Here is an 18696-nt window from a genome sequence, read left to right as displayed (position 1 = left end):
GCGCCCCGGGGGGCGCGCGGGCGGCACACCCCCGCCGGGCCGCCTTCGGGGCCCGCGCGGGCCCCGATGCAGCGAGCCGGCCGGCGCCAGGCCACGCCCTCGACACACCGCCCGCCCTGCCAGGCCGGGAAGCGGAGCGGCGGTGGTCGGGTGATGAGGTGCCGCGGACGGCCGGCGGAAGGCGGGCGGGCCCTCGGCACGGGGTCTAGGGCCCGTCTCGAAGTGGCCCTGCCCGCCCGCGCGAACGCGTGAGCTGGCCGGTGGAGCGAAGCTCGAGGCGAGCGGAGCCGGGCGGATCGCGAAGCGATGCCGCGTTCGCCCAGGCCCGGTCACGGAGCGAGCCGCCAGGCGAGCGAAGTGGGCCGGGACTTTGAAACACAGCCTAGGTGGGGGTGGCCAGGGCCAGGGGGAGGGTCGAGCGGGCGCCGGACTCCTTCAGGAGGCGGGTGGCCACGGTCATCGTCCAGCCGGTCTCTATGCGGTCATCCACCAGGAGGATGTGGCCGGGGTTGTCGGCCAGGGCCTCCGCCAGATCGGTGGGGACGGTCAGGGTGTGCCAGACGGAACGGAGGCGCTGGGCGCTGTTGTGCCGGCGCGGCACGGGCTCGCCGACGGGGACCAGTTCGCCCAGGTAGGGCAGGCGGCCGATCTGTGCGATGCGCTGCCCGAACGTCGCGACCAGGCGGGGGCGGGAACGGGAGCCGACGGTGACGACGCCGGTGGGGCGGGCCGCCCAGTCCCAGGCGGCGAGGACCTGCACGACGGCGTCCACCAGGTCGGCGGGGACGTCGGTGTCGCCGGCGGCGAACAGGTCGCGCAGGCGGTTGCCCCAGCCGATGTCGGTGAGGCGGCCGAGCGCCCGGCCCGTCTCGGCCTGGAGCTCGGGCTTGATGCGGCCGGAGACGCCCAGGTCGTCCTTGACGCCGGTCGGCCACATGCGGCGGGGGGCGATGTCGACGCCGGGCCGGTGCAGGCGGTCGCGGGCCCGGTCCGCGCTCTCCCGGGTGACGTCGGTGGACCAGTGGCGGCCGGTGCAGTTGTCGCAGCGGCCGCAGGGGGCCGCGTCGGGGTCGTCCAGCTGGCGGCGCAGGAACTCCTCGCGGCAGCCGGAGGCCGCGATGTAGTCGAGCATCGCCTGCTGCTCGCGGCGGCGTTCGGCGGTGACGCGCTCGTAGCGCTCGCGGTCGTACGACCAGGGCTCGCCGGTGGACGTCCAGCCGCCCTTGACGCGGCGGGCGGCGCCGTCCACGTCGAGCACCTTGAGCATCATCTCCAGGCGGGCCCGGTTGAGGTCGACCAGCGGTTCCAGGGCCGTGGTGGAGAGCGGCCGGTCGGCGGAGTCCAGCACGTCCAGCGTGCTGCGGACGATGGGCTCCGGAGGGAAGGCGAGGCTCGCGAAGTAGGCCCAGATGTCGCGGTCCTCCCGGCCGGGCAGAAGGATCACCTCGGCGCGGTCGACGCCGCGGCCGGCGCGTCCGATCTGCTGGTAGTAGGCCACCGGGGACTGCGGGGCGCCCACGTGGACGATGAAGCCGAGGTCGGGCTTGTCGAAGCCCATGCCGAGGGCGCTGGTGGCGACGAGGGCCTTGAGCTTGTTGTCGTGGAGGTCGCGCTCGGCCTGGAGGCGCTCGGCCTGCTCGGTCTGGCCCGAGTAGGCGGCCACCTCGTAGCCGCGGTCGCGGAGCCACCCGGTGATCTCGTGGGCCGCCGCGACCGTGAGGGTGTAGATGATGCCGCTGCCCGGGAGGTCGCCGAGGTGCTCGCCCAGCCAGGCGATGCGCTGCTCGGCGGTGGGGAGGCTCACCACGGCGAGGTGCAGCGAGTCGCGTTCGAGGGGGCCGCGCAGGACCAGCGCGTCGTCGCCCGCGAGCTGCTCGGCGACGTCCTTGGTGACGCGGGCGTTGGCCGTCGCGGTGGTGGCGAGGACCGGGATGCCGGGCGGCAGCTCTGCCAGCAGGGTGCGCAGCCGCCGGTAGTCGGGGCGGAAGTCGTGGCCCCAGTCGGAGATGCAGTGCGCCTCGTCGACCACGACCAGCCCGGCGCCCGCGGCGAGCTTGGGGAGGACGAGATCGCGGAAGTCGGGGTTGTTGAGCCGCTCGGGGCTCACCAGCAGGACGTCGACCGCGCCCTCCTCCACCTCGGCGAAGACCTGGTCCCAGTCGCCGGTGTTGGAGGAGTTGATCGTGCGGGCGCGGATGCCCGCCCGCTCGGCGGCGTCGATCTGGTTGCGCATCAGCGCCAGCAGCGGCGAGACGATCACGGTCGGGCCGGCGCCGCGCTCGCGCAGCAGCCTGGTCGCCACGAAGTAGACGGCGGACTTGCCCCAGCCCGTCCGCTGGACGACGAGGGCGCGCCGCCGCTCGACGACGAGCGCGCTGATCGCCGTCCACTGGTCGTCGCGCAGGCGCGCGTGGTCACCGGCGAGGGCGCGCAGGCACCGCTCGGCCTCGTCGCGCAGACCGTCCGAAGAACTCATGCGTCCTTGCTACCAGTGCTTCGGAGCACACCACACCAGAATCGCGCTCTGTGGAAAACAGCGGCCGTCCCCGGGACGGCGCCGGCGTCCGGCGTCCGGCGTCCGGCGTCCGGCGTCCGGCGTCCGGCGTCCGGCGTCCGCGCGGTGACGCCGGCGAGCGCGGAACCGTGCGGGTCGTGCTCACCGATCGGGGAACCAACACCCTGGAGCGCGCGCGGGCGGTCGACCTCTGCGGAGGGTGGGACGTAGGCCACGGATTGGGGACACCTGGCTGGTGGGTAGCCTGCCAGTCAAGATCGGTTCATGGGCGGGAAGGGACATCGGCGGGGGTATGGGCGCGGCTGAACGCTTGCGGCGGACATGGCAGGTCCTCATGGACGGGTCGCCCCCGGAACCGCCAGAAGACGAGCCCGGTGAGATCGTCGACCCGCGGGCCATCGACCTCGTCCTGCGGGTGGGCGAGCTCCTCCTGGCCAGCGGCGAGACCACCGAGCGCGTGAACGAGGCCATGCTCGGCCTCGGCGTGGCCTACGAACTCCCCCGATGCGAGGTGCAGGTCACGCTGACGAGCATCCTCGTCTCGGCGCACCCGGGAGGGGGCGCGGCGCCGATGACCAGCGCGCGTTCCATCCGGCGGCGGACCCCGGCCTACTGGCGGCTCACCGCGCTGCACCAGCTCGTCCAGGACGCGTCCATCGGCATGCTCGAACTGGACGAGGCCCACAAGCGGCTCGCGGAGATCAAAAGAGGCGGCCCCCCGTACCCGACCTGGCTGCTGGTGGTGTCCCTCGGGCTCATCGCCGCCTCGGGCAGCGTGCTGTCCGGCGGCGGACCGCTGGTGGCGACCACCGCGTTCGTCGCCACGATGCTGGGCGACCGCACGGCCGCCGCGCTGGCGCGCCGCGGCATCGCGGAGTTCTTCCAGCTCACGGTGGCCGCCGCGATCGGCGCGGGGGCGGCCGCGGGGGTGGTGGCGCTGGGCAACCCCGGCCAGGCCGCCACGATCGTCACCGGCTCGATCCTGGCGCTGCTTCCGGGACGTCCACTGGTGGCGAGCATCCAGGACGGCATCACCGGCGACCTCGTGAGCGCCGGGGCGCGGGTGCTGGAGGTCTTCTTCATGATCGCGGCGATCGTCGCCGGGCTGGGCGCCGTGGTGTACGTCGGGGTCAGCATGGGCGTGCCGATCGACGTCCGGCACCTGCCCACCCCGTCGGCGAGCCTGGAGCCCGTCGCCGTCATCGCCGCCGCCGCCATCTCGCTGACGTTCGCGGTGTCCCTGGCCGCGCCGCGGGACGTGCTGACCACCGTCGCCCTCGGCGGCGCGCTGATCTGGGTGCTCTTCGTTCTGGCCCGCGGATGGCACGTTCCACCGGTGCTGGCCGCCGCCGTGGCCGCCACCATCGTGGGCGTGATGGCGAGCTGGCTCGCCCGCAGGCACGGGGAGCCCGTCATGCCGTTCGTGGTGCCCGCCATCGGCCCGCTGCTGCCCGGGACGGCGCTCTACCGGGGCATGGTCGAGCTCAACACCGGTTCGCCGCAGGCGGGCGTGCTCAGCCTCATCGGGGCGGTGTCCGTGGCGCTCGCCCTCGGCGCCGGCGTGAACCTCGGCGGCGAACTCGTCCGCGCGTTCCAGCACGTCGGCCTGAGCGCGTCCGGCCGCTGGGCCCGCCCCGCCGCCCGCCGGACCCGCGGCTTCTGACCCCCGCCGCTCTCGTCGGGGGGCCGGGTTCTGTCGGTGGCGGGCGTTACGTTCGCCGCATGTACCGACAGGGAGACGTCCTGATCCTGCCCGTGCCCGAGGAGACGGTTCCGCAGTCCGTCCGCGAGCTGCCGCCGTCCCCGCGCGATGGCCGGGGCCGCATGGTGCTCGCCCTCGGCGAGGCCACCGGGCACGCGCACGCGCTGGCCGCGCCCGGCACGCTGCTGCGCACCCCCGACCCGCTCGTGCCGGACCACCTGCACCTGCCGTCCGGCGGGCGCCTGGTGCACGAGGAGCACGCGGCGATCACCCTGCCCAAGGGCTGGTACCGGGTGATCCGCCAGCGCGAGTACGTGCCCGGTTCCGTCCGCGTCGTGGCCGACTGAGGGGGCGGGATGCTCACCGGAACGGTACGCGAGACCCATTTCGTGGTCGGCGACTGGCAGGCGGCGGCGTTCGCCACCGGTCCCGCCGACCGCGCCCGCGCCGAGGCGGGAGTAGCGGCCGCCTACGCCTCCGCCGGGCTGAGGCCCCCGGAGCGATACCTGTGGGTGCCCTCCCCCGCCCGCGGCACCGTCGTGGCCGACGTGATCGCCGGGCACGGCGAGGCGCTGGAGAAGGCGGGGCTGGACGATCTCGTCGGACAGGCCCGCGCCGACCTCGGTGACGCCGAGGCGGGGCCGAGCGTCCTCACGGACGTGCGCACCCGCCCCTGGGAGGCCGAACGCGCGGAGGCCTGTTCCGAACAGGGGCCGGAGCAGTGGCCGCGCACGTGGGCCGACACCGGCGGGCTCCTGTGGGACCAGGTGCAGGCACTGGTCACGCGCGTACGCGGAGCGTGCGGCGAGCAGGCGACCGGCCGGTCCCCCGGTGCGCGGAGAAGGCGGTCGACCCCGGAGAAGCGCGAGGCCGAGTCGCTGCTGCGCGCGGCCACGCTCGACGCCGTCCTGGGCCAGCACGACGCGCCGTGGCTGGCGTTGTTCGAGTCGCTCGGACGCCTCGACGGCCCGCTGGCCGGGCTGGCGGAGGTCGCCCGGTCGGCCGGCTGGTGGTGGCCCTACGAGCGGCTGGCGATCCTGTCGGAGCGGCCGAGCGAGCTGTACCGCGACGAGCCCGGGCGGCTGCACCGCGGGGACGGCCCCGCCCTCGCCTACCCGGACGGGTTCGCGCTGCACGCCTGGCGCGGCATGCCGATCCCGTCGGGCTTCGTCGCGTCGCTGAAGAACCTGACGCCCGACCGCATCTCCTCCGAGCAGAACGCCGAGCTGCGCCGCGTGATGCTGGAGGTCTTCGGCTACGACCGGTACCTGGCCGAGACCGGTGCTCGCCCCCTGCACCGGGACGAGACGGGCGTCCTGTGGTCGATCGAGCTGCCGGGCGACGAGCCGGTGGTCATGGTGGAGGTGGTCAACTCCACCCCCGAACCGGACGGGACCCACCGCACCTACTACCTGCGCGTCCCGCCGGACACCCGCACGGCGCGCGCGGGCGTCGCGTGGACGTTCGGCGTCGACGAGGCCGACTACCACCCCGAGAAGCAGACCTGAGTCCGGCGGGCGGTTCCGACCAGATGCCGGTGGGAACCGCCCTCCCGCATCGCCGCTGGCTCGCGAGGTGACGGCGGGCGTGACCACGCCCGCCGGTCATGCCGCCGGCCGCCCGGCGTCACGCCGGGTGGAGGCATGTGCGGGGTCCGGCGACGACACGCGGCGGGCCGCCCGCCCGGCAGAGGGAAGCCTGGTGCGCTCGCCCCGCACGGGTCTGCGCCCCGGGTTCCGGCGATCCGTCTCATCGATCCAGCAGCTCGGAGAGCGCCCTCTTCAGGCGGGCGGCGCGCCCGGCCGGGGTCCGGGCCTTGAGCAGCGGGAGGATCACCAGGTAGCGGGTGGTCCTGTCGAGCGCCTCGAAGCGGGCGGCGGCCTGCGGGCAGGTCGCGAGCGCGGCCGCCAGGTCGGGCGGGACGGTGGCCTCGTGCTGGGCGGTGTAGGCGGCCGCCCAGCGGCCGTCCGCCTGGGCGGCGGCGACTTCGGCCAGGCCGGGCGGGCGCATCCGCCCGGCCGCGGTCAGCGCCTCCACACGCTCGACGTTCTTGCGCGACCAGGAGCCCCCCTTGCGGCGGCGCGAGTACCGCTGCAGGTAGAAGCGCTCGTCGTGGGCCCTGCGATGGCTGTCGATCCAGCCGAAGCACAGCGCGATCTCCAGCGCCTGCGTGATCGTGACGGAGGCGGCGCCCGACCCCTTCTTGGCGATCTTCAGCCAGGCGCCGTCCCCGCTCTCGTGGTGCTCGGCCAGCCACGCCTCCCACTCGGCGGCGTCCGCGAAATGCATCATCGGGTGGTTCCCCTCTCGGTGGGCGACGCCCTTCATGCTTCCGGGTAAAGTGCTCACCCTCTGAGCACTTTCTGCGGAAATCCGGGTTCATGCGCGCTGACCGCCTCGTCGCCGTCCTGCTGCTGTTGCAGGTCCGCGGCCGCGTGACCGCCGCCGACCTGGCGGACGAGCTCCAGGTGTCGGTGGCCACCGCCCGCCGGGACCTGGAGGCGCTCGCGTCGGCCGGCGTCCCCGTCTATCCGCAGCCGGGCCGCGGCGGCGGCTGGCAGCTGGTCGGCGGCGCCCGCACCGACCTCAGCGGTCTGACGGCGGCCGAGGCGCGGGCGCTGTTCCTGCTGGTCGGCCCCGCCGCCGCCGTCTCACCCGAGGCCAGGGCGGCGCTGCGCAAGCTCATGGGAGCCCTGCCGCGGACCTTCCGCACCGATGCCGAGGCCGCCATGGACGCGATGTTCGTCGACCCCGTCCGCTGGGGCGAGCAGGACCGCCCCCGGCCCGCGATGGTCGACCTGCTGCAGACCGCCGTGATCCGCCGCCTCAAGGTCCGCCTGACCTACGCCGGCCGCACCCGGGAACCGACGGAACGGCTGGTCGACCCGTGGGGCCTGATCGACAAGGACGACGTCTGGTACCTGCTGGCCGGCACCGGGCAAGGACGGCGGACCTTCCGCGTCGACCCGATCACCCGGGCCGAGCCGACCGGCCTTCCCGCCGGACGCCCCGACGACTTCGCCCTCGCCACCGCCTGGCAGGAGGTCGCCGACGAGATCGAGAGCCGACGCTCGCGCACGTGGGCCACCGTGCTCGTCGAGGAGCGGTTCGTGCCCGTGCTGCGCGACCAGTTCGGGCGGCATTGCCACACCGACGGCGAGGCGGGCGACGGGCGCGTCCGGGTCCGCCTCGCCGCCCCGACCCCCCTGGACATCGCCCGCCACCTCGCCGGCTGGGGCACGCTGCTCGACGTCATAGAGCCGTGCGCCGTCCAGCGCGAACTCGCCCGGATCGGCGCCGAACTCTCCGGCCGCTACGCCGGCGGCCCGGATGGGCAGAGCGGGCAACACCAGGATTCGGGTCGGGGCCGCTGAACGGCGGCGCAACGCTCAGGGCTGGTCGAACAGGGCGGGGATTCGTTCGAGGATGCCGCCGGCGAAGGTGTCGTAGAGGCCGAGGGGTTCGAGGTGCACGTAGCCGATGTGGCAGTCGCACGTGTCGAGAGGGCACGGACGGGGCGCCAGGGCGGCGCGGAACGAGCCGTCGTAGAGGTTGCCCAGGACGGACGGGACGAAGTGGCAGCGGCGCACCGTGCCGTCGCCGTCCACCGATACGACCGTGTCCCCCGTCCGGCAGGGAAGGCCGCGGCTGGCGTGCGGGTGGCGGCTCACGGGGAACAGCGGGTCGATCTCGGTCCAGGAGGCGGCCTCGGCGTCGTCGTAGGTGCGCCCCTCGGCCGCGTTGACCCAGAGATACGTGCCGGCGGGAAGGCCGGCCCGGAGGCGGCGGGCGGCGTCGAGGTGCTCCGGCTGGCCGACGATGCCGACGCTGAAACGGACCCCCCGCTCCGCCAGGTCATGGCATTTGCCCAAGAACCGCTCGTAGGGGACCTGGCCGGGGTGGTAGGTCGCCCACAGCGCCAGCCGTGTGAGGTCGGCGTCGGCCGTCCAGGACACGCGGTGGCTGAGGTTCGTCTGGATCGCGACCCGGTCCACATGGGGAAGGCGGCTGAGGTCGGTCAGGGCGCGCCGGTACCAGGAGCGGACGAGCCCCTCGCCCCACGGCGTGAAGAGGACCGAGACGCGATGGTCGCAGCGCGACACCCACTCCGTGAAGCGTTCGAGCGCGGCGCGGTCGGCGCGGAGCTGTTCCGGGGTGTCGCGGCGCTTGGCGAACGGGCAGTACGGGCAGTCGTAGTCGCAGCTGGCGAGCGGCCCCCGGTAGAGGATCGTCAGATGGTCCATCACCGCGCCTCGTAGGACGCCATCAGCGCCTGCACGCGCGAGGAGAAGAGCGCCGGGCCGATGGCGTCGGAGTAGGCGAGCCCTTCGGGGGTCAACCGGAGGACGTCTTCGGAGGCCTCCAGCCATCCACGTTCGGCGAACGGCTTCAGGTCAGCGGGAAAGTCGTCCATCGGGTCGCTCCCGAAGCGCGCGCGGTAGGCGCGCAGGTCGACGCCGGCCGCTTGCAGAAGGGACTGGACGAGATGCCGCCGGCGGCGTTCGTCGTCGTCCAGGGTGAATCCGACGCGGGCGGTGGTGAAGTCGGTCTCGCGCACGTAGTCGTCGATGATGGACCGGACCTGCCCGGCTCCGACCGCGTACTCGAAGGAGTAGTGGAGGCGGGAGGTGTAGGAGCGTGCTCCGCAGCCCAGGCCGACCATGCCGTCGGTCTGGCAGCAGTACTCCGTGCCGCCCGCGCCTGATGACGGCAGCCGGAACATCCGCATCGACACCTGCTCGTAGCCTTCTCCGAGAAGGTGGTCGCGGCCGAGCCTGTAGAGGGTGAGGCGCTGGTCGTCCCAGTCCTGGGCGCGGCGTCCGAGGCCGGTCAGCGGGCGGACGTAGAGCGGGTACAGGTAGATCTCCTCCGGACGCCATGTGAGGGCGGCGTTCAAGGAGTGCAGCCACGTCGCGGGTGTCTGGCCGTCGATGCCGTAGATGAGGTCGATGTTGAGGATCGGGAACCCCACGGCGCGGATGCGGTCCAGCGCGGCCTCCACTTCGGCGCGCTTCTGCGGCCGGACGGCCGCGCGCGCCTCCTCGTCCAGGAAGCTCTGCACACCGATGGAGACGCGGGTGGTGCCGTGTTCGGCGAGGACGGTCAGCCGGTCGGTGGTAGCGGTCGCCGGGGACGTCTCCACGCCCAGCGGGATCGACCCGAACCCGGGGAACCGCCCGGCGATGCCGCAGAGCCGTTCCAGCTCGGACGCGGTGAAGTAGGTCGGCGTCCCTCCGCCGAAGGCCGCGGTGGCGAAGGCGGCGCCTTCCAGGGCGTCCAGGACGGCGGTCGCCTGGCGGTCGAGCGCGTCCAGGTAGGCGCCGGTCAGCTCCTCGGGCGCGCCGGTGCGGGTGAAGAGGTTGCAGAAGCCGCACCGCATCTCGCAGAAGGGGACGTGCAGGTACAGGAAGAGCGCGTCGAGCGACTCCCCCGCCCATACGTCGCGCAGCCCGGGCGCCGGTCGCAGCGGACGGTAGGCGGTCTTGTGCGGGTAGGCGTACACGTACGCCTGGTATGGATTCACGACAGAACGAACTCCCCGTACGGAACGGTCCAGACGACTTCATGGCCGATGCGGTGGCCGGTGTGGCCGTCCTCGCCGTACGCCGTTCCGTGGTCGGAGCAGACGATGACGAAGCACGGCCGGCGCATCAGTCCGAACAACCTGCCCATGTGCGCGTCCACATGCCGGAGGGCGGCGGCGTGGCTCGCACGGGTGTCCCCGTTCGAGCTCGTGGCGCCGTCCAGGTAGAACCAGTTGGGCTGGTGCAGGGACGCGACGTTGAGCAGCAGGAACAGGCGCCGTTCGGCGGGCAGCCGCGCCACGATCTCGGCGATCCGGTCGATCTGGTTGGGCAGCGACTCCGGGTCGGTCACGCCGAACCCGCGCTCCCAGTGGCTCTCGGCGAAGAGGGACGGCAACGCCGACCCGAGCGGTGTCAGCTTGTTGAAGAACCCGACGCCGCCTACGCAGGCCGTGTGGTAGCCGGCGGACGCAAGGCCCGTCGGCAGGTCGGCGGCGTCGAACGTCCACGTGCCGGGGGCGGTGGTCTCGCTGCCCGGGAAGGCGCCGGCGAACAGGCGCGGATGCGGGCCGGGCGACGCGGGCGTCGGCAGGAAGCCGGCCAGCATCGCCGCGTGCGCGGCGTAGGTGAAACTGCCGGGCGTGTGGCGGCGCTCCCAGCGGCCTTCTGGGAGCAGCCCGGTGAGCGTGGGGGTCTCCCCCGCCGCGGCCAGTTCGGCGGCCACGTCATAGCGCAGGGTGTCGAGGGTCACCAGCAGCACATCGTGGCTGCCGATGATGCCGTTCATGTCGTGCATGCCTGCACCAGCGTCCTGACCTGGGCGCCGTAGGTGTCCAGGCCCTCGGCGGAGCTTCCCGGCAGGCCGGTCAGCCCGGGGAGCAGATCGCCGAAGGCGTTCACCTCGCACACCGCGAACCGCTTCAGTCCGAACCCCACAAGCAGGTCGACGCCGACCATCGGGCTGCCCGGGAAACAGGCGGCGGCCCGCGCGCACACGTCCAGGGCCCGTCTCCAGCCGTCCTCCCCGAGCGCGCGCCGCACCGCTTCCAGGTCTCCCCTGGCGCCGCCCAGGTGCAGGTTCGTCATCGGGGTCCGGCTGGTGCGGACGACCGCGTGCGTGGGCTCGCCGCCGGTGACGACGACGCGCAGGTCGAACACGCGCCCGCCGAGCGCCGCCTTGGGCAGCCACCGCTCGACGTGCAGGCCGTCCGGCGCGAGCAGGTCGATCAGCGCCGCGACATCCTCCTCGGTCTCGTAGGAGCGGACGCGCAGCGAGTTGACCAGGCGGCCGCCGGTCAGCGACGCCGACGTCACGGCCCGCACGCGGCCCGGCGCGGTCTGGAGCGCGACCACCCCGGAGGCGGACGAGCCGTGCGCCGGCTTCACGAACACCCGCCGCTCGCCCGCCTCGTCCATCCGGGAGCGGAGTGCCGCGTACCCGTCGACCTCTGGCAGGGCGACCGGGACGGGGACGTCCGCGGAGAGCAGGCGGGCGTGGGTCAGCCGCTTGTCGAACATGACCGCGGTCTCCTCGACGTCGCCGAGGACCCGGGCGCCGGACGCCGACGCCTCCGAGGACAGCCGCCGCAGCGCCGCGGTGAACGTCCGGTACCAACGCGCCCCGCCGCCGACCCGCTCGGGCGCGCCGGGGCCGCGCAGCAGCGCGTCGGCCTCGGCATCCTCACCCGGCGAGTCGACGCGGACCAGTTCACCCGCCCCGAAGGTGAGCGGGAGGCCGCGCAGCACGTCCGTCCAGGGGACGAGGCGGGGCTCGGGCAGCCCGGCGGACCGGCACGCCTCGGCGAACAGCGCGGGACGCCGGTCGCCGGGCGTGCCGACCAGGGCGAGCGTCATTCCGACACCGCGATGTAGGAATCGCTGAAGAGCCATTCCTGTTCCCGCCACGCGGGCTCGCCCAGCGCGTCGGTGAGATCGAGGTCGACGCCCGGCAGCGCCGCACGGAGCCGCTCGGCCATCGGCTCGCTCAGGAAGGCGTGGTGCAGATCGAGGCTGCGCAGGTGGGTGAGGGGCTGCCCGGCGAGCAGGGCCTCCGCTCCCCGGTCGGACAGCATCCCCATGGCCAGGCTGAGCGACTCCAGCCGGGCGACGAGCGGCGCGCTCGCCAGGGCCTCCGCCAGCTCGTCCTGGAAGGGGCCGTTCTCCAGGCCGAGGTGCTTCAGGGACGGGAACCGCTCGCCGGTGAGGAAGGGCGCGAAGTCCTCGGCCGAGGACGACCCGCCGTGCTGCTCCGAACCGATCCACAGGTCCAGGTGCTCCAGTGCGGGCAGGTCGCCGCCCGCGACCGCCCGCACGACCTCGGCCGGCAGCCCGCCGGACTCGATCCGCAGCGCCTTCAGCCGCTCGTGGCGCAGGGGCTCGAACCGCAGGTCGGCCGCGCCCCGGATCTCGAGGTGCTCCAGCCCTGGGTAGGCGTCGAACAGCGGCGAGATGTCGCCGTTCTGGATCCAGGAGATGTGGCATTCCCAGTCGAGGATGTCGCCGAAGAACAGCGCGCGGAGGCGGGGGAAGCGCCCGGCGTTGTCCACCAGCCACTGCACCGGGTCGAACTCCTCGCGGGAGAACCCCCAGAAGCCGATCACGAGATGGGTGACCCGGGTGGTGTCGACCGTCTTCAGGAGGAGGTCGAGGTTCTCGGGGACCTCCGCGCCCCAGACGCCGTTGTCGTGGACGTGGTGGTAGACGCCCCAGGCCACCTCGCCCGGCTCCGGCAGCGGGCCGTCCGGCTCGCCGTCGAAGGTGTGGACGGGCAGCCCCGCGAAAGTGGACAGACGTTGCTGGATCATTCGGACACCGCGATGTAGTGCCAGTCGCCGTCCGGCTTCTCCTGGTCGTCCAGGTCGACCTCGACGCCGGGCAGCGCCGCCCGCACCCGCTCGATCATCGCGTCGGACAGGAAGTGGTGGTGCAGGTCCAGCTTGCGCAGGTGGGTGAGCGGCTGGCCGGCCAGCAGCGCCTCGGCGCCCCGGTCGGTCAGGATGCCCATGGCCAGGCTGAGCGACTCCAGCCGGGCGACGACCGGCGCGCCGGCGACCGCCGCCGCGACCTCGTCCTGGATCTCGCTGTCCTCCAGGCCGAGGTGGCGCAGCGCCGGCAGCCGCTCGCCGGACAGGAACGGCGCGAGGTCGGCGACGGTGGCGTCGCCGCCGTAGTTCGCCTCGCCGAGCCACAGGTCGAGGTGCTCCAGGTTGGGCAGCTCGCTCGCGCCGACGGCGCGGACGATCCGCGCGGGCAGCCCGCCCGACTCGAAGCGCAGCACCTTCAGCTTGTCGCTCTTGACCGGGTCGAGGACGAGCTCCTGCGCACCGCGCACCTCCAGCCGCTCCAGGTCGGGGAACGCGGCGAACAGCGGCGTGATGTCACCGTGCTCGATCCAGGAGATCTCCGCCTCCTCGCCGGTGATGTCCCCGAGGAACAGCGACCGCAGCTTCGGGAACGACGCGGCCGCCCCGGTCAGCATCTCCACCGGGTCGGGGACGTTCTCCAGCTCGTAGGACGCGCCCCAGTAGCCGATGATGAGCGCCGTCACCTCGGTGGTGTCGACCGTCTCCAGGAACCGCGCCCAGACGTCGCCGAACGGCTCCTCGTCGAAGGACGTCCCGACGAACCAGGCGGCCTCGCCCGCGGGCGGGAAGTCCTCCCCGCTGACGGGGTCGGTGCCCGCGCCGCGGCCGTCGTCCTCCTCCTCGGTGCCGGTGTCCTCGTTGAACGTGGCCACCGGCAGGCCGACGTACTCCTCAAGGTGCTGATAAATGGCCATGAGTCCCTTTCGCCTGATCGTCGGCACATGTCCTATCAGGACCGACGGACAGTCCGCGCCGCTTTCCGGGGTTCGGAGACGGGCCTGGGACGGGGCCGGGTCAGGAGGCGATCAGCACCGACCCCTTGTACTTGTCCTCGACGAACTTCTTCACCTCGGGGCCCTGCAGCAGCTCGACGAGCTTCTTCACGCGCGGGTCGTCCTTGTCCTCCGGCAGCGTGACGATGCCGTTGGCGTAGGGGTTGCCCTCGGCCTTCTCGGCGGCGAGCGCGTCCCTGTTCGGGGCGAGCCCGGCCTCGATCGCGTAGTTCCCGTTGATCACCGACAGGTCGACGTCCTCCAGCGAGCGGGGCAGCTGCGCGGCCTTGAGCGGCTTGAACTTCAGGCCCTTGGGGTTGCTCGCGACGTCCCGCTCGGTCGCGCTGGTCGGCGCGTCCGGCTTCAGCGTGATCAGGCCGTTGTCGGCGAGCAGCTTCAGCGAGCGGCCCTCGTTCGCCGGGTCGTTCGGCACGGCGACGGTCGCGCCCTGCGGGACGGCCTGCAGGCTCTTCACCTTCTTCGAGTACACGCCGAGGGGCTCCAGGTGCACGGGCGCGACGAACGCCAGCTTCGTCCCGGACTTCTTCTCGAACTCCTCCATGAACGGCACGTGCTGGAAGTAGTTGGCGGTGACCTGCTTCTCCTTCAGCGCGGTGTTGGGCTGCTGGTAGTCGCTGAAGGTGACGATCTCCAGCTTGAGCCCGGCCTTGCCCGCCAGATTGTCCTTGACGTACTTGAGGATGTCGCCGTGCGGGACGGGGTTGACCGCGACCTTCAGCGGGGCGTCCGGGTCGTCGGACGCCGAGGAGGAGCCGCAGGCGGTGAGGCCCGCGAGGAGGACGGCGGAGGCCAGCGCGGCGGTGAGTCTGCGAAGCACGAGGAGTGCCTTTCTCTGTGGGATCGGTGCTACTTGTGGGTCAGGCGGCGGGCGACGAGGTCCCCCGCCGCCTGGATGATGAGGACGATGACGACCAGCAGCGCCACGGTGGAGACCATGACCTTGGTCTCGAAGCGCTCGTAGCCGTAGACGACGGCGAGGTTGCCGAGCCCGCCGCCGCCGACCGTCCCGGCCATGGCCGTGTAGCCGATGAGCGCGATGACGGTGACGGTCAGCCCGGACACCAGGCCCGGCCGCGCCTCGCGCAGCAGGACCTTGCCGACGATCTCGCGCCGGGTCGCGCCCATCGCGTCCGCCGCGGCGACGACGCCCGGGTCGACCTCGCGCAGCGCGATCTCGACGAGCCGCGCGTAGAACGGGATGGCGCCGACGGTCAGCGGGACGATCGCGGCGGCGTTGCCGATGCTGGTGCCGACGACCGCCCGGGTGAACGGGATGATCGCCACCATCAGGATCAGGAACGGCAGCGACCGGCCGATGTTGACCACGACGCCGAGCACGGCGTTGACCGGCTGCGCGGGCAGCAGCCCGCCCCGCTCGGTGATCACCAGCAGCACCCCGAGCAGCAGCCCGAGGACGGCGGTGAACAGCGTCGCGACGCCGGTCATGTAGAGGGTCTCGCGGGTGGCGGGCCACAGCAGCGGCATGACCTCGTCCCAGCTCATCGGGGGTCCTCCTGCACGGGGTTCGTGGCCTGCACGGGGTTCGTGGCCTGCACCGCGTTCGCGACCTCCACGGCGAGGCCGGACTCGCGCAGGAACGCCAGCTGTGCGGCGTTGGCGTCAGGGTCGCCGGGCAGTTCGAGCTGGAGCCGGCCGACGCGCTCGCCGCCGACCGTCTCCACCGCGCCGCCGAGGATGTTGACGTCCAGCGCGTACTTGCGGGCGAGCGCCGACACGAACGGCTCGTCGGTCGCGCCGCCGGTGAAGGTGACCTCGACCAGCGTCCTGCCCTCGCGGGGCTCGGCGGCGGGCAGCGGGAACAGGCCGCGCGCCAGCTCCGAGCCCGGACGGGCGAGCAGCGCGGGCACCGGCCCCGACTCGGTGAACCGGCCCTCGCGCATGACCGCGGCCGAGTCGCAGATGCGCTTCACCACCTCCATCTCGTGGGTGATGAGCAGGATCGTGAGGCCGAGCCGGCGGTTGAGGTCGCGCAGCAGCTCCAGGATCGAGGCGGTCGTCTCGGGGTCGAGCGCCGAGGTCGCCTCGTCCGACAGCAGCACCTTCGGCCGTCCCGCGAGCGCCCGGGCGATGCCGACGCGCTGCTTCTGCCCGCCGGAGATCTGCGCGGGGTGGGCCTTCGCGTGCTCGGTGAGCCCGACGAGGTCCAGCAGCTCGGCGACGCGCCCGGCCCGCTCGGCCCGCGGGACGCCCATGACCTCCAGCGGGAACGCGACGTTCCCGGCGACGGTCCTGCTGCCGAGCAGGCCGAAATGCTGGTGGATCATGCCGATGCCCTGGCGCGCCCGGCGCAGCTCCCCGCCGCGCAGCGCGAGCAGGTCCCGGCCGCCGACCACCACGCGGCCCTCGTCCGGGCGCTCCAGCAGGTTGACGCAGCGCAGCAGGGTGCTCTTTCCGGCGCCGCTGCGGCCGAGCACGCCGAAGACCTCGCCCTCGGCGACGGTCAGGTCGACGCCGTCGACGGCGGTCACCTCGCGGCCGCGGCCGCGGTAGACCTTACGAAGTTTTTCGATCTGAATCACAGGGAATCACCCATGCGGACGGGGGCCGCCGGACGGGCGGCGGCGTTCGGGACGGGTCGGCGATCGGGACGCGCCGGCGTCAGAGGACGCGCGGAGGCGGCGCCGCGCGGGTCAGGAGCGACCGGGCGGGTACGGCGCGTGGCTCAGCAGGTGGCGTTGGAAGAACATGCGCGACTCAGGGGGTCGGAGTTCGCTCGCTTCGGGGCGCGAGTCTCAGGCGGGGGCCCTCAGCGGTCACACATTCGCCGGCAACACGTACGCCGCATGGCCCGCCGCATCGGCGGGCGGTGCTCACGGCACGGGCGTACGGAAGGCATGTCAGCAGTTAACCGGCCGCACACCGATGACGCAAATCCGTCCGGTGTGATGCTCATCGCTCCGGATCGTCGCGTTCGCCCTAGTCATCGCGGTAGTCGACCCAGGTCTCGCCCGAACCGCTGCGGACGGAGATCCGGCGCGGCGAGCGGTCGTCGTAGACGGCCGGGTTGAGATGGGCGCCGCCCGCGCCCGTCCACCCGGCGACCCGATAGCGCGAGCCCGGCGGAACGATGATCTTCACGGTGCCCGAGCCCGCGGAGGCGTCGACCGAGCCCGGCGGCTCGGCGTAGCGGAGGTCGAGGGTGCCCGACGACACGTCGGCCTGGGTCTTCGCCGAGGCGAGCGCGCGGCCCTTGATCGTTCCGGATCGCGCCAGCAGCCGCAGCCGCCCGCCCGCCCCGGTCACGTCGATCTCCCCGGACCCGGTCCGCAGGTCGAGGTCGCCGGTCACCCCGCGCACGTCGATGCTCCCGGAGCCGGAGACCGCCGACACGCGCGCCGCGGCCGGGACCTGGACGTCGATGTCCGCCCCGCACCCGACGCCCAGCCGGTCGGGTCCCGGGCAGCGGAAGGTGACGAACAGGACGTCGTCCACCAGCGACTCGGTGAACTCGGGCTTGCTCAGCCCCCAGTGGAGGTCCTTGTAGACGCGCGCCCCGCCGTCCGACCCCGGACCGACCGAGATCTCGGCGTTGCCCACGTCCAGCCGCACCTCCCGGACCGGCCGCGAGTAGGGGGTCATGGACGTCGCCGTCCGCTTGACGGCCCGGCCGAACGCCGTGAGGCCGATCGGCGCGGCCACGACCAGCGCCGTCGCGATCGCCAGCGCGATCCAGACGCCGCGGCGGCGCGGCCGGTCCGGGGCGGCCGAGGCCGTCACCCCTCGCCGCCCAGGAAGCGCAGCACGGCGAGGACGCGGCGGTGGTCGCCCTCGGCGTACGGGAGATCGAGCTTGGCGAAGATGCCGTTGATGTGCTTGGCGACCGCGCTCTCGCTCACCACCAGCGCCGCGGCGATGCCCGCGTTGGAGCGCCCCTCGGCCATGAGGGCGAGCACCTCCTTCTCCCGCGGGGTGAGCCGGTCGAGCGGGTCGCGGTGCCGGCGCAGCAGCAGCTGCGAGACGACCTCCGGGTCCAGGGCGGTGCCGCCGGAGGCGACCCTGCGCAGCGCGTCCAGGAACCCCGAGACGTCCGCGACGCGATCCTTGAGCAGGTAGCCGATCCCGCTGGTGCTGGTCGACAGCAGGTCCGCCGCATACCGCTCCTCGACGTACTGCGACAGCAGCAGCACCGCGGTCTCGGGCGTCTCGCGCCGCATCACCAGCGCCGCGCGGACGCCCTCGTCGGTGAAGCCGGGCGGCATCCGGACGTCCACGATCGCCGCGTCGGGGCGGTGCTCGCGCACGGCGGCCAGCAGCCCCTCGGCCTCGCCGACGGCCGCGGCGACCTCGAACCCGGAGGTCTCCAGGACCTTGATCAGCCCGGCCCGCAGCAGGACCGAGTCCTCGGCGATCACAATGCGCACGGCAACTCCACGGTGACGGTCGTCGGGCCCCCCGCGGGGCTGGTGATCCGGAACGTACCGTCCACGGACCGGACGCGGCGCGCGAGCCCGGTCAGGCCGGTCCCGGCGGACGGGTCGGCGCCGCCCGCGCCGTCGTCGCGGACGGTCACCCGCAGCACGTCGCCGCGGCGGGCGACGCGGACGTCCACCTCGTTCGCGCGCGCGTGCTTGACCACGTTGGTGAGGGCCTCGGAGACGACGAAGTAGGCGACGGCCTCGACGGTGGAGGAGGCGCGCGGCTCGATGTCGACACGGAGCCGGACGGGCAGCGGCACCCGCGCGGCGACGCCGGACAGGGCGGCGTCCAGTCCGCGGTCCTCCAGCACGGCCGGGTGCAGGCCGCGGATCAGGTCGCGCAGCTCGGTCAGCGCCGCCTTGGCCTCCTCGTGCGCCTCCACGATCACGCGCATGGCCTCGTCCGGGACGCCGGTGAGCGTCTCGCGCGCCAGCCCGAGGTTGAGCGCGAGGGAGACGAGCCGCTGCTGGGCGCCGTCGTGCAGGTCCCGCTCGATGCGGCGTCGCTCGATGTCGGCGGCGTCCACGACGCTGGCGCGCTTCTCGGCCAGGTCGTCGACGCGCCGCTGGAGCTCCTTCGCGCGGTCGGGGCCGAGCAGCGCGGCGGCGGCGCGGGCGTCCAGGCGCCGGACCCCCGCCGC

General features: G+C 73.5%; 18 protein-coding genes. 4 read left to right on the top strand and 14 right to left on the bottom strand.

Features of this window, described 5'->3' with window-relative positions; genetic code table 11:
• Nucleotides 1-382: 382 nt before the first annotated feature.
• The gene (locus tag AB0K37_RS31305) at nucleotides 383-2476 is read right to left on the bottom strand and encodes a RecQ family ATP-dependent DNA helicase (protein WP_363987112.1); all 2094 of its coding nucleotides are present in this window, start codon (nucleotides 2474-2476) and stop codon (nucleotides 383-385) included.
• Between the two features lie 373 nt (nucleotides 2477-2849).
• Here AB0K37_RS31305 and AB0K37_RS31300 point away from each other — a divergent pair, with 373 nt between their 5' ends.
• From AB0K37_RS31300 to AB0K37_RS31290, 3 genes are read left to right on the top strand one after another with little or no spacing between them, the layout of a single operon-like run.
• Entirely contained in the window at nucleotides 2850-4178 is a 1329-nt protein-coding gene (locus AB0K37_RS31300; protein ID WP_363987110.1) for a threonine/serine exporter family protein, read from the top strand.
• 59 nt (nucleotides 4179-4237) lie between these two features.
• Entirely contained in the window at nucleotides 4238-4564 is a 327-nt protein-coding gene (locus AB0K37_RS31295) for a hypothetical protein (protein WP_345185666.1), read from the top strand.
• A gap of 9 nt (nucleotides 4565-4573) precedes the next feature.
• Nucleotides 4574-5725, top strand: coding sequence for a DUF6745 domain-containing protein (locus AB0K37_RS31290; protein WP_363987108.1), 1152 nt, complete (start codon nucleotides 4574-4576; stop codon nucleotides 5723-5725).
• A gap of 241 nt (nucleotides 5726-5966) precedes the next feature.
• On the opposite strand, the gene AB0K37_RS31285 is transcribed toward AB0K37_RS31290, so the two are convergent.
• On the bottom strand, nucleotides 5967-6509 hold the full coding sequence (locus tag AB0K37_RS31285; RefSeq protein WP_363987106.1) for a YdeI/OmpD-associated family protein: 543 nt from the start codon (nucleotides 6507-6509) through the stop codon (nucleotides 5967-5969).
• Between the two features lie 89 nt (nucleotides 6510-6598).
• Between AB0K37_RS31285 and AB0K37_RS31280 the strand changes: the two genes are divergently transcribed.
• Entirely contained in the window at nucleotides 6599-7591 is a 993-nt protein-coding gene (locus AB0K37_RS31280) for a WYL domain-containing protein (protein ID WP_363987104.1), read from the top strand.
• A gap of 15 nt (nucleotides 7592-7606) precedes the next feature.
• Here the strand turns inward: AB0K37_RS31280 and AB0K37_RS31275 are convergent, their stop codons facing one another.
• From AB0K37_RS31275 to AB0K37_RS31220, 12 genes are all read right to left on the bottom strand, one after another.
• Entirely contained in the window at nucleotides 7607-8461 is an 855-nt protein-coding gene (locus tag AB0K37_RS31275) for an STM4011 family radical SAM protein (RefSeq protein WP_363987102.1), read from the bottom strand.
• Nucleotides 8461-9741, bottom strand: coding sequence for an STM4012 family radical SAM protein (locus AB0K37_RS31270; RefSeq protein WP_363987100.1), 1281 nt, complete (start codon nucleotides 9739-9741; stop codon nucleotides 8461-8463). The genes AB0K37_RS31275 and AB0K37_RS31270 overlap by 1 nt, the downstream gene beginning before the upstream one ends.
• Entirely contained in the window at nucleotides 9738-10538 is an 801-nt protein-coding gene (locus tag AB0K37_RS31265) for an STM4013/SEN3800 family hydrolase (RefSeq protein ID WP_363987098.1), read from the bottom strand. Before AB0K37_RS31265 ends, AB0K37_RS31270 begins: the two co-directional genes overlap by 4 nt.
• Entirely contained in the window at nucleotides 10526-11596 is a 1071-nt protein-coding gene (locus AB0K37_RS31260) for an STM4014 family protein (RefSeq protein WP_363987096.1), read from the bottom strand. The genes AB0K37_RS31265 and AB0K37_RS31260 overlap by 13 nt, the downstream gene beginning before the upstream one ends.
• Nucleotides 11593-12546: an STM4015 family protein gene (locus tag AB0K37_RS31255; protein WP_363987095.1), complete on the bottom strand. Its 954-nt coding sequence runs from the start codon at nucleotides 12544-12546 to the stop codon at nucleotides 11593-11595. The genes AB0K37_RS31260 and AB0K37_RS31255 overlap by 4 nt, the downstream gene beginning before the upstream one ends.
• The gene (locus AB0K37_RS31250) at nucleotides 12543-13520 is read right to left on the bottom strand and encodes an STM4015 family protein (RefSeq protein ID WP_363987093.1); all 978 of its coding nucleotides are present in this window, start codon (nucleotides 13518-13520) and stop codon (nucleotides 12543-12545) included. The genes AB0K37_RS31255 and AB0K37_RS31250 overlap by 4 nt, the downstream gene beginning before the upstream one ends.
• Before the next feature lie 100 nt (nucleotides 13521-13620).
• A complete protein-coding gene (locus AB0K37_RS31245) occupies nucleotides 13621-14436 on the bottom strand; it encodes a MetQ/NlpA family ABC transporter substrate-binding protein (protein ID WP_363987091.1) in 816 nt (271 codons plus the stop codon).
• Nucleotides 14437-14465: 29 nt separating this feature from the next.
• Nucleotides 14466-15122 carry a methionine ABC transporter permease gene (locus AB0K37_RS31240; RefSeq protein WP_363987089.1) on the bottom strand — a complete coding sequence of 219 codons (657 nt, stop codon included), beginning with the start codon at nucleotides 15120-15122 and terminating at the stop codon, nucleotides 14466-14468.
• Nucleotides 15119-16159: an ATP-binding cassette domain-containing protein gene (locus AB0K37_RS31235; protein WP_363987087.1), complete on the bottom strand. Its 1041-nt coding sequence runs from the start codon at nucleotides 16157-16159 to the stop codon at nucleotides 15119-15121. Before AB0K37_RS31235 ends, AB0K37_RS31240 begins: the two co-directional genes overlap by 4 nt.
• Before the next feature lie 397 nt (nucleotides 16160-16556).
• Complete coding sequence (locus AB0K37_RS31230) at nucleotides 16557-17357, bottom strand: DUF4097 family beta strand repeat-containing protein (protein ID WP_363987086.1); 801 nt, start codon at nucleotides 17355-17357, stop codon at nucleotides 16557-16559.
• Nucleotides 17354-18001, bottom strand: a complete 648-nt coding sequence (locus AB0K37_RS31225) for a response regulator transcription factor (protein ID WP_363987084.1) — start codon at nucleotides 17999-18001, stop codon at nucleotides 17354-17356. Before AB0K37_RS31225 ends, AB0K37_RS31230 begins: the two co-directional genes overlap by 4 nt.
• On the bottom strand, nucleotides 17989-18696 hold a 708-nt coding region (locus AB0K37_RS31220), incomplete at its 5' end, for a sensor histidine kinase (RefSeq protein WP_363987082.1). The genes AB0K37_RS31220 and AB0K37_RS31225, both read right to left, overlap by 13 nt.

The organism is Actinomadura sp. NPDC049753, from assembly GCF_040674655.1.
Classification (GTDB): domain Bacteria; phylum Actinomycetota; class Actinomycetes; order Streptosporangiales; family Streptosporangiaceae; genus Spirillospora; species Spirillospora verrucosospora.
This window is presented reverse-complemented; position numbering and strand designations above follow the sequence as displayed.

Excerpts from the sequence above, each read along its gene's own strand:
- AB0K37_RS31305 (WP_363987112.1), bottom strand. The coding sequence starts at position 2,476 with ATGAGTTCTTCGGACGGTCTGCGCGACGAGGCCGAGCGGTGCCTGCGC.
- AB0K37_RS31300 (WP_363987110.1), top strand. The coding sequence starts at position 2,850 with ATGGACGGGTCGCCCCCGGAACCGCCAGAAGACGAGCCCGGTGAGATC.
- AB0K37_RS31295 (WP_345185666.1), top strand. The coding sequence starts at position 4,238 with ATGTACCGACAGGGAGACGTCCTGATCCTGCCCGTGCCCGAGGAGACG.
- AB0K37_RS31290 (WP_363987108.1), top strand. The coding sequence starts at position 4,574 with ATGCTCACCGGAACGGTACGCGAGACCCATTTCGTGGTCGGCGACTGG.
- AB0K37_RS31285 (WP_363987106.1), bottom strand. The coding sequence starts at position 6,509 with ATGATGCATTTCGCGGACGCCGCCGAGTGGGAGGCGTGGCTGGCCGAG.
- AB0K37_RS31280 (WP_363987104.1), top strand. The coding sequence starts at position 6,599 with ATGCGCGCTGACCGCCTCGTCGCCGTCCTGCTGCTGTTGCAGGTCCGC.
- AB0K37_RS31275 (WP_363987102.1), bottom strand. The coding sequence starts at position 8,461 with ATGGACCATCTGACGATCCTCTACCGGGGGCCGCTCGCCAGCTGCGAC.
- AB0K37_RS31265 (WP_363987098.1), bottom strand. The coding sequence starts at position 10,538 with ATGCACGACATGAACGGCATCATCGGCAGCCACGATGTGCTGCTGGTG.
- AB0K37_RS31260 (WP_363987096.1), bottom strand. The coding sequence starts at position 11,596 with ATGACGCTCGCCCTGGTCGGCACGCCCGGCGACCGGCGTCCCGCGCTG.
- AB0K37_RS31255 (WP_363987095.1), bottom strand. The coding sequence starts at position 12,546 with ATGATCCAGCAACGTCTGTCCACTTTCGCGGGGCTGCCCGTCCACACC.
- AB0K37_RS31250 (WP_363987093.1), bottom strand. The coding sequence starts at position 13,520 with ATGGCCATTTATCAGCACCTTGAGGAGTACGTCGGCCTGCCGGTGGCC.
- AB0K37_RS31240 (WP_363987089.1), bottom strand. The coding sequence starts at position 15,122 with ATGAGCTGGGACGAGGTCATGCCGCTGCTGTGGCCCGCCACCCGCGAG.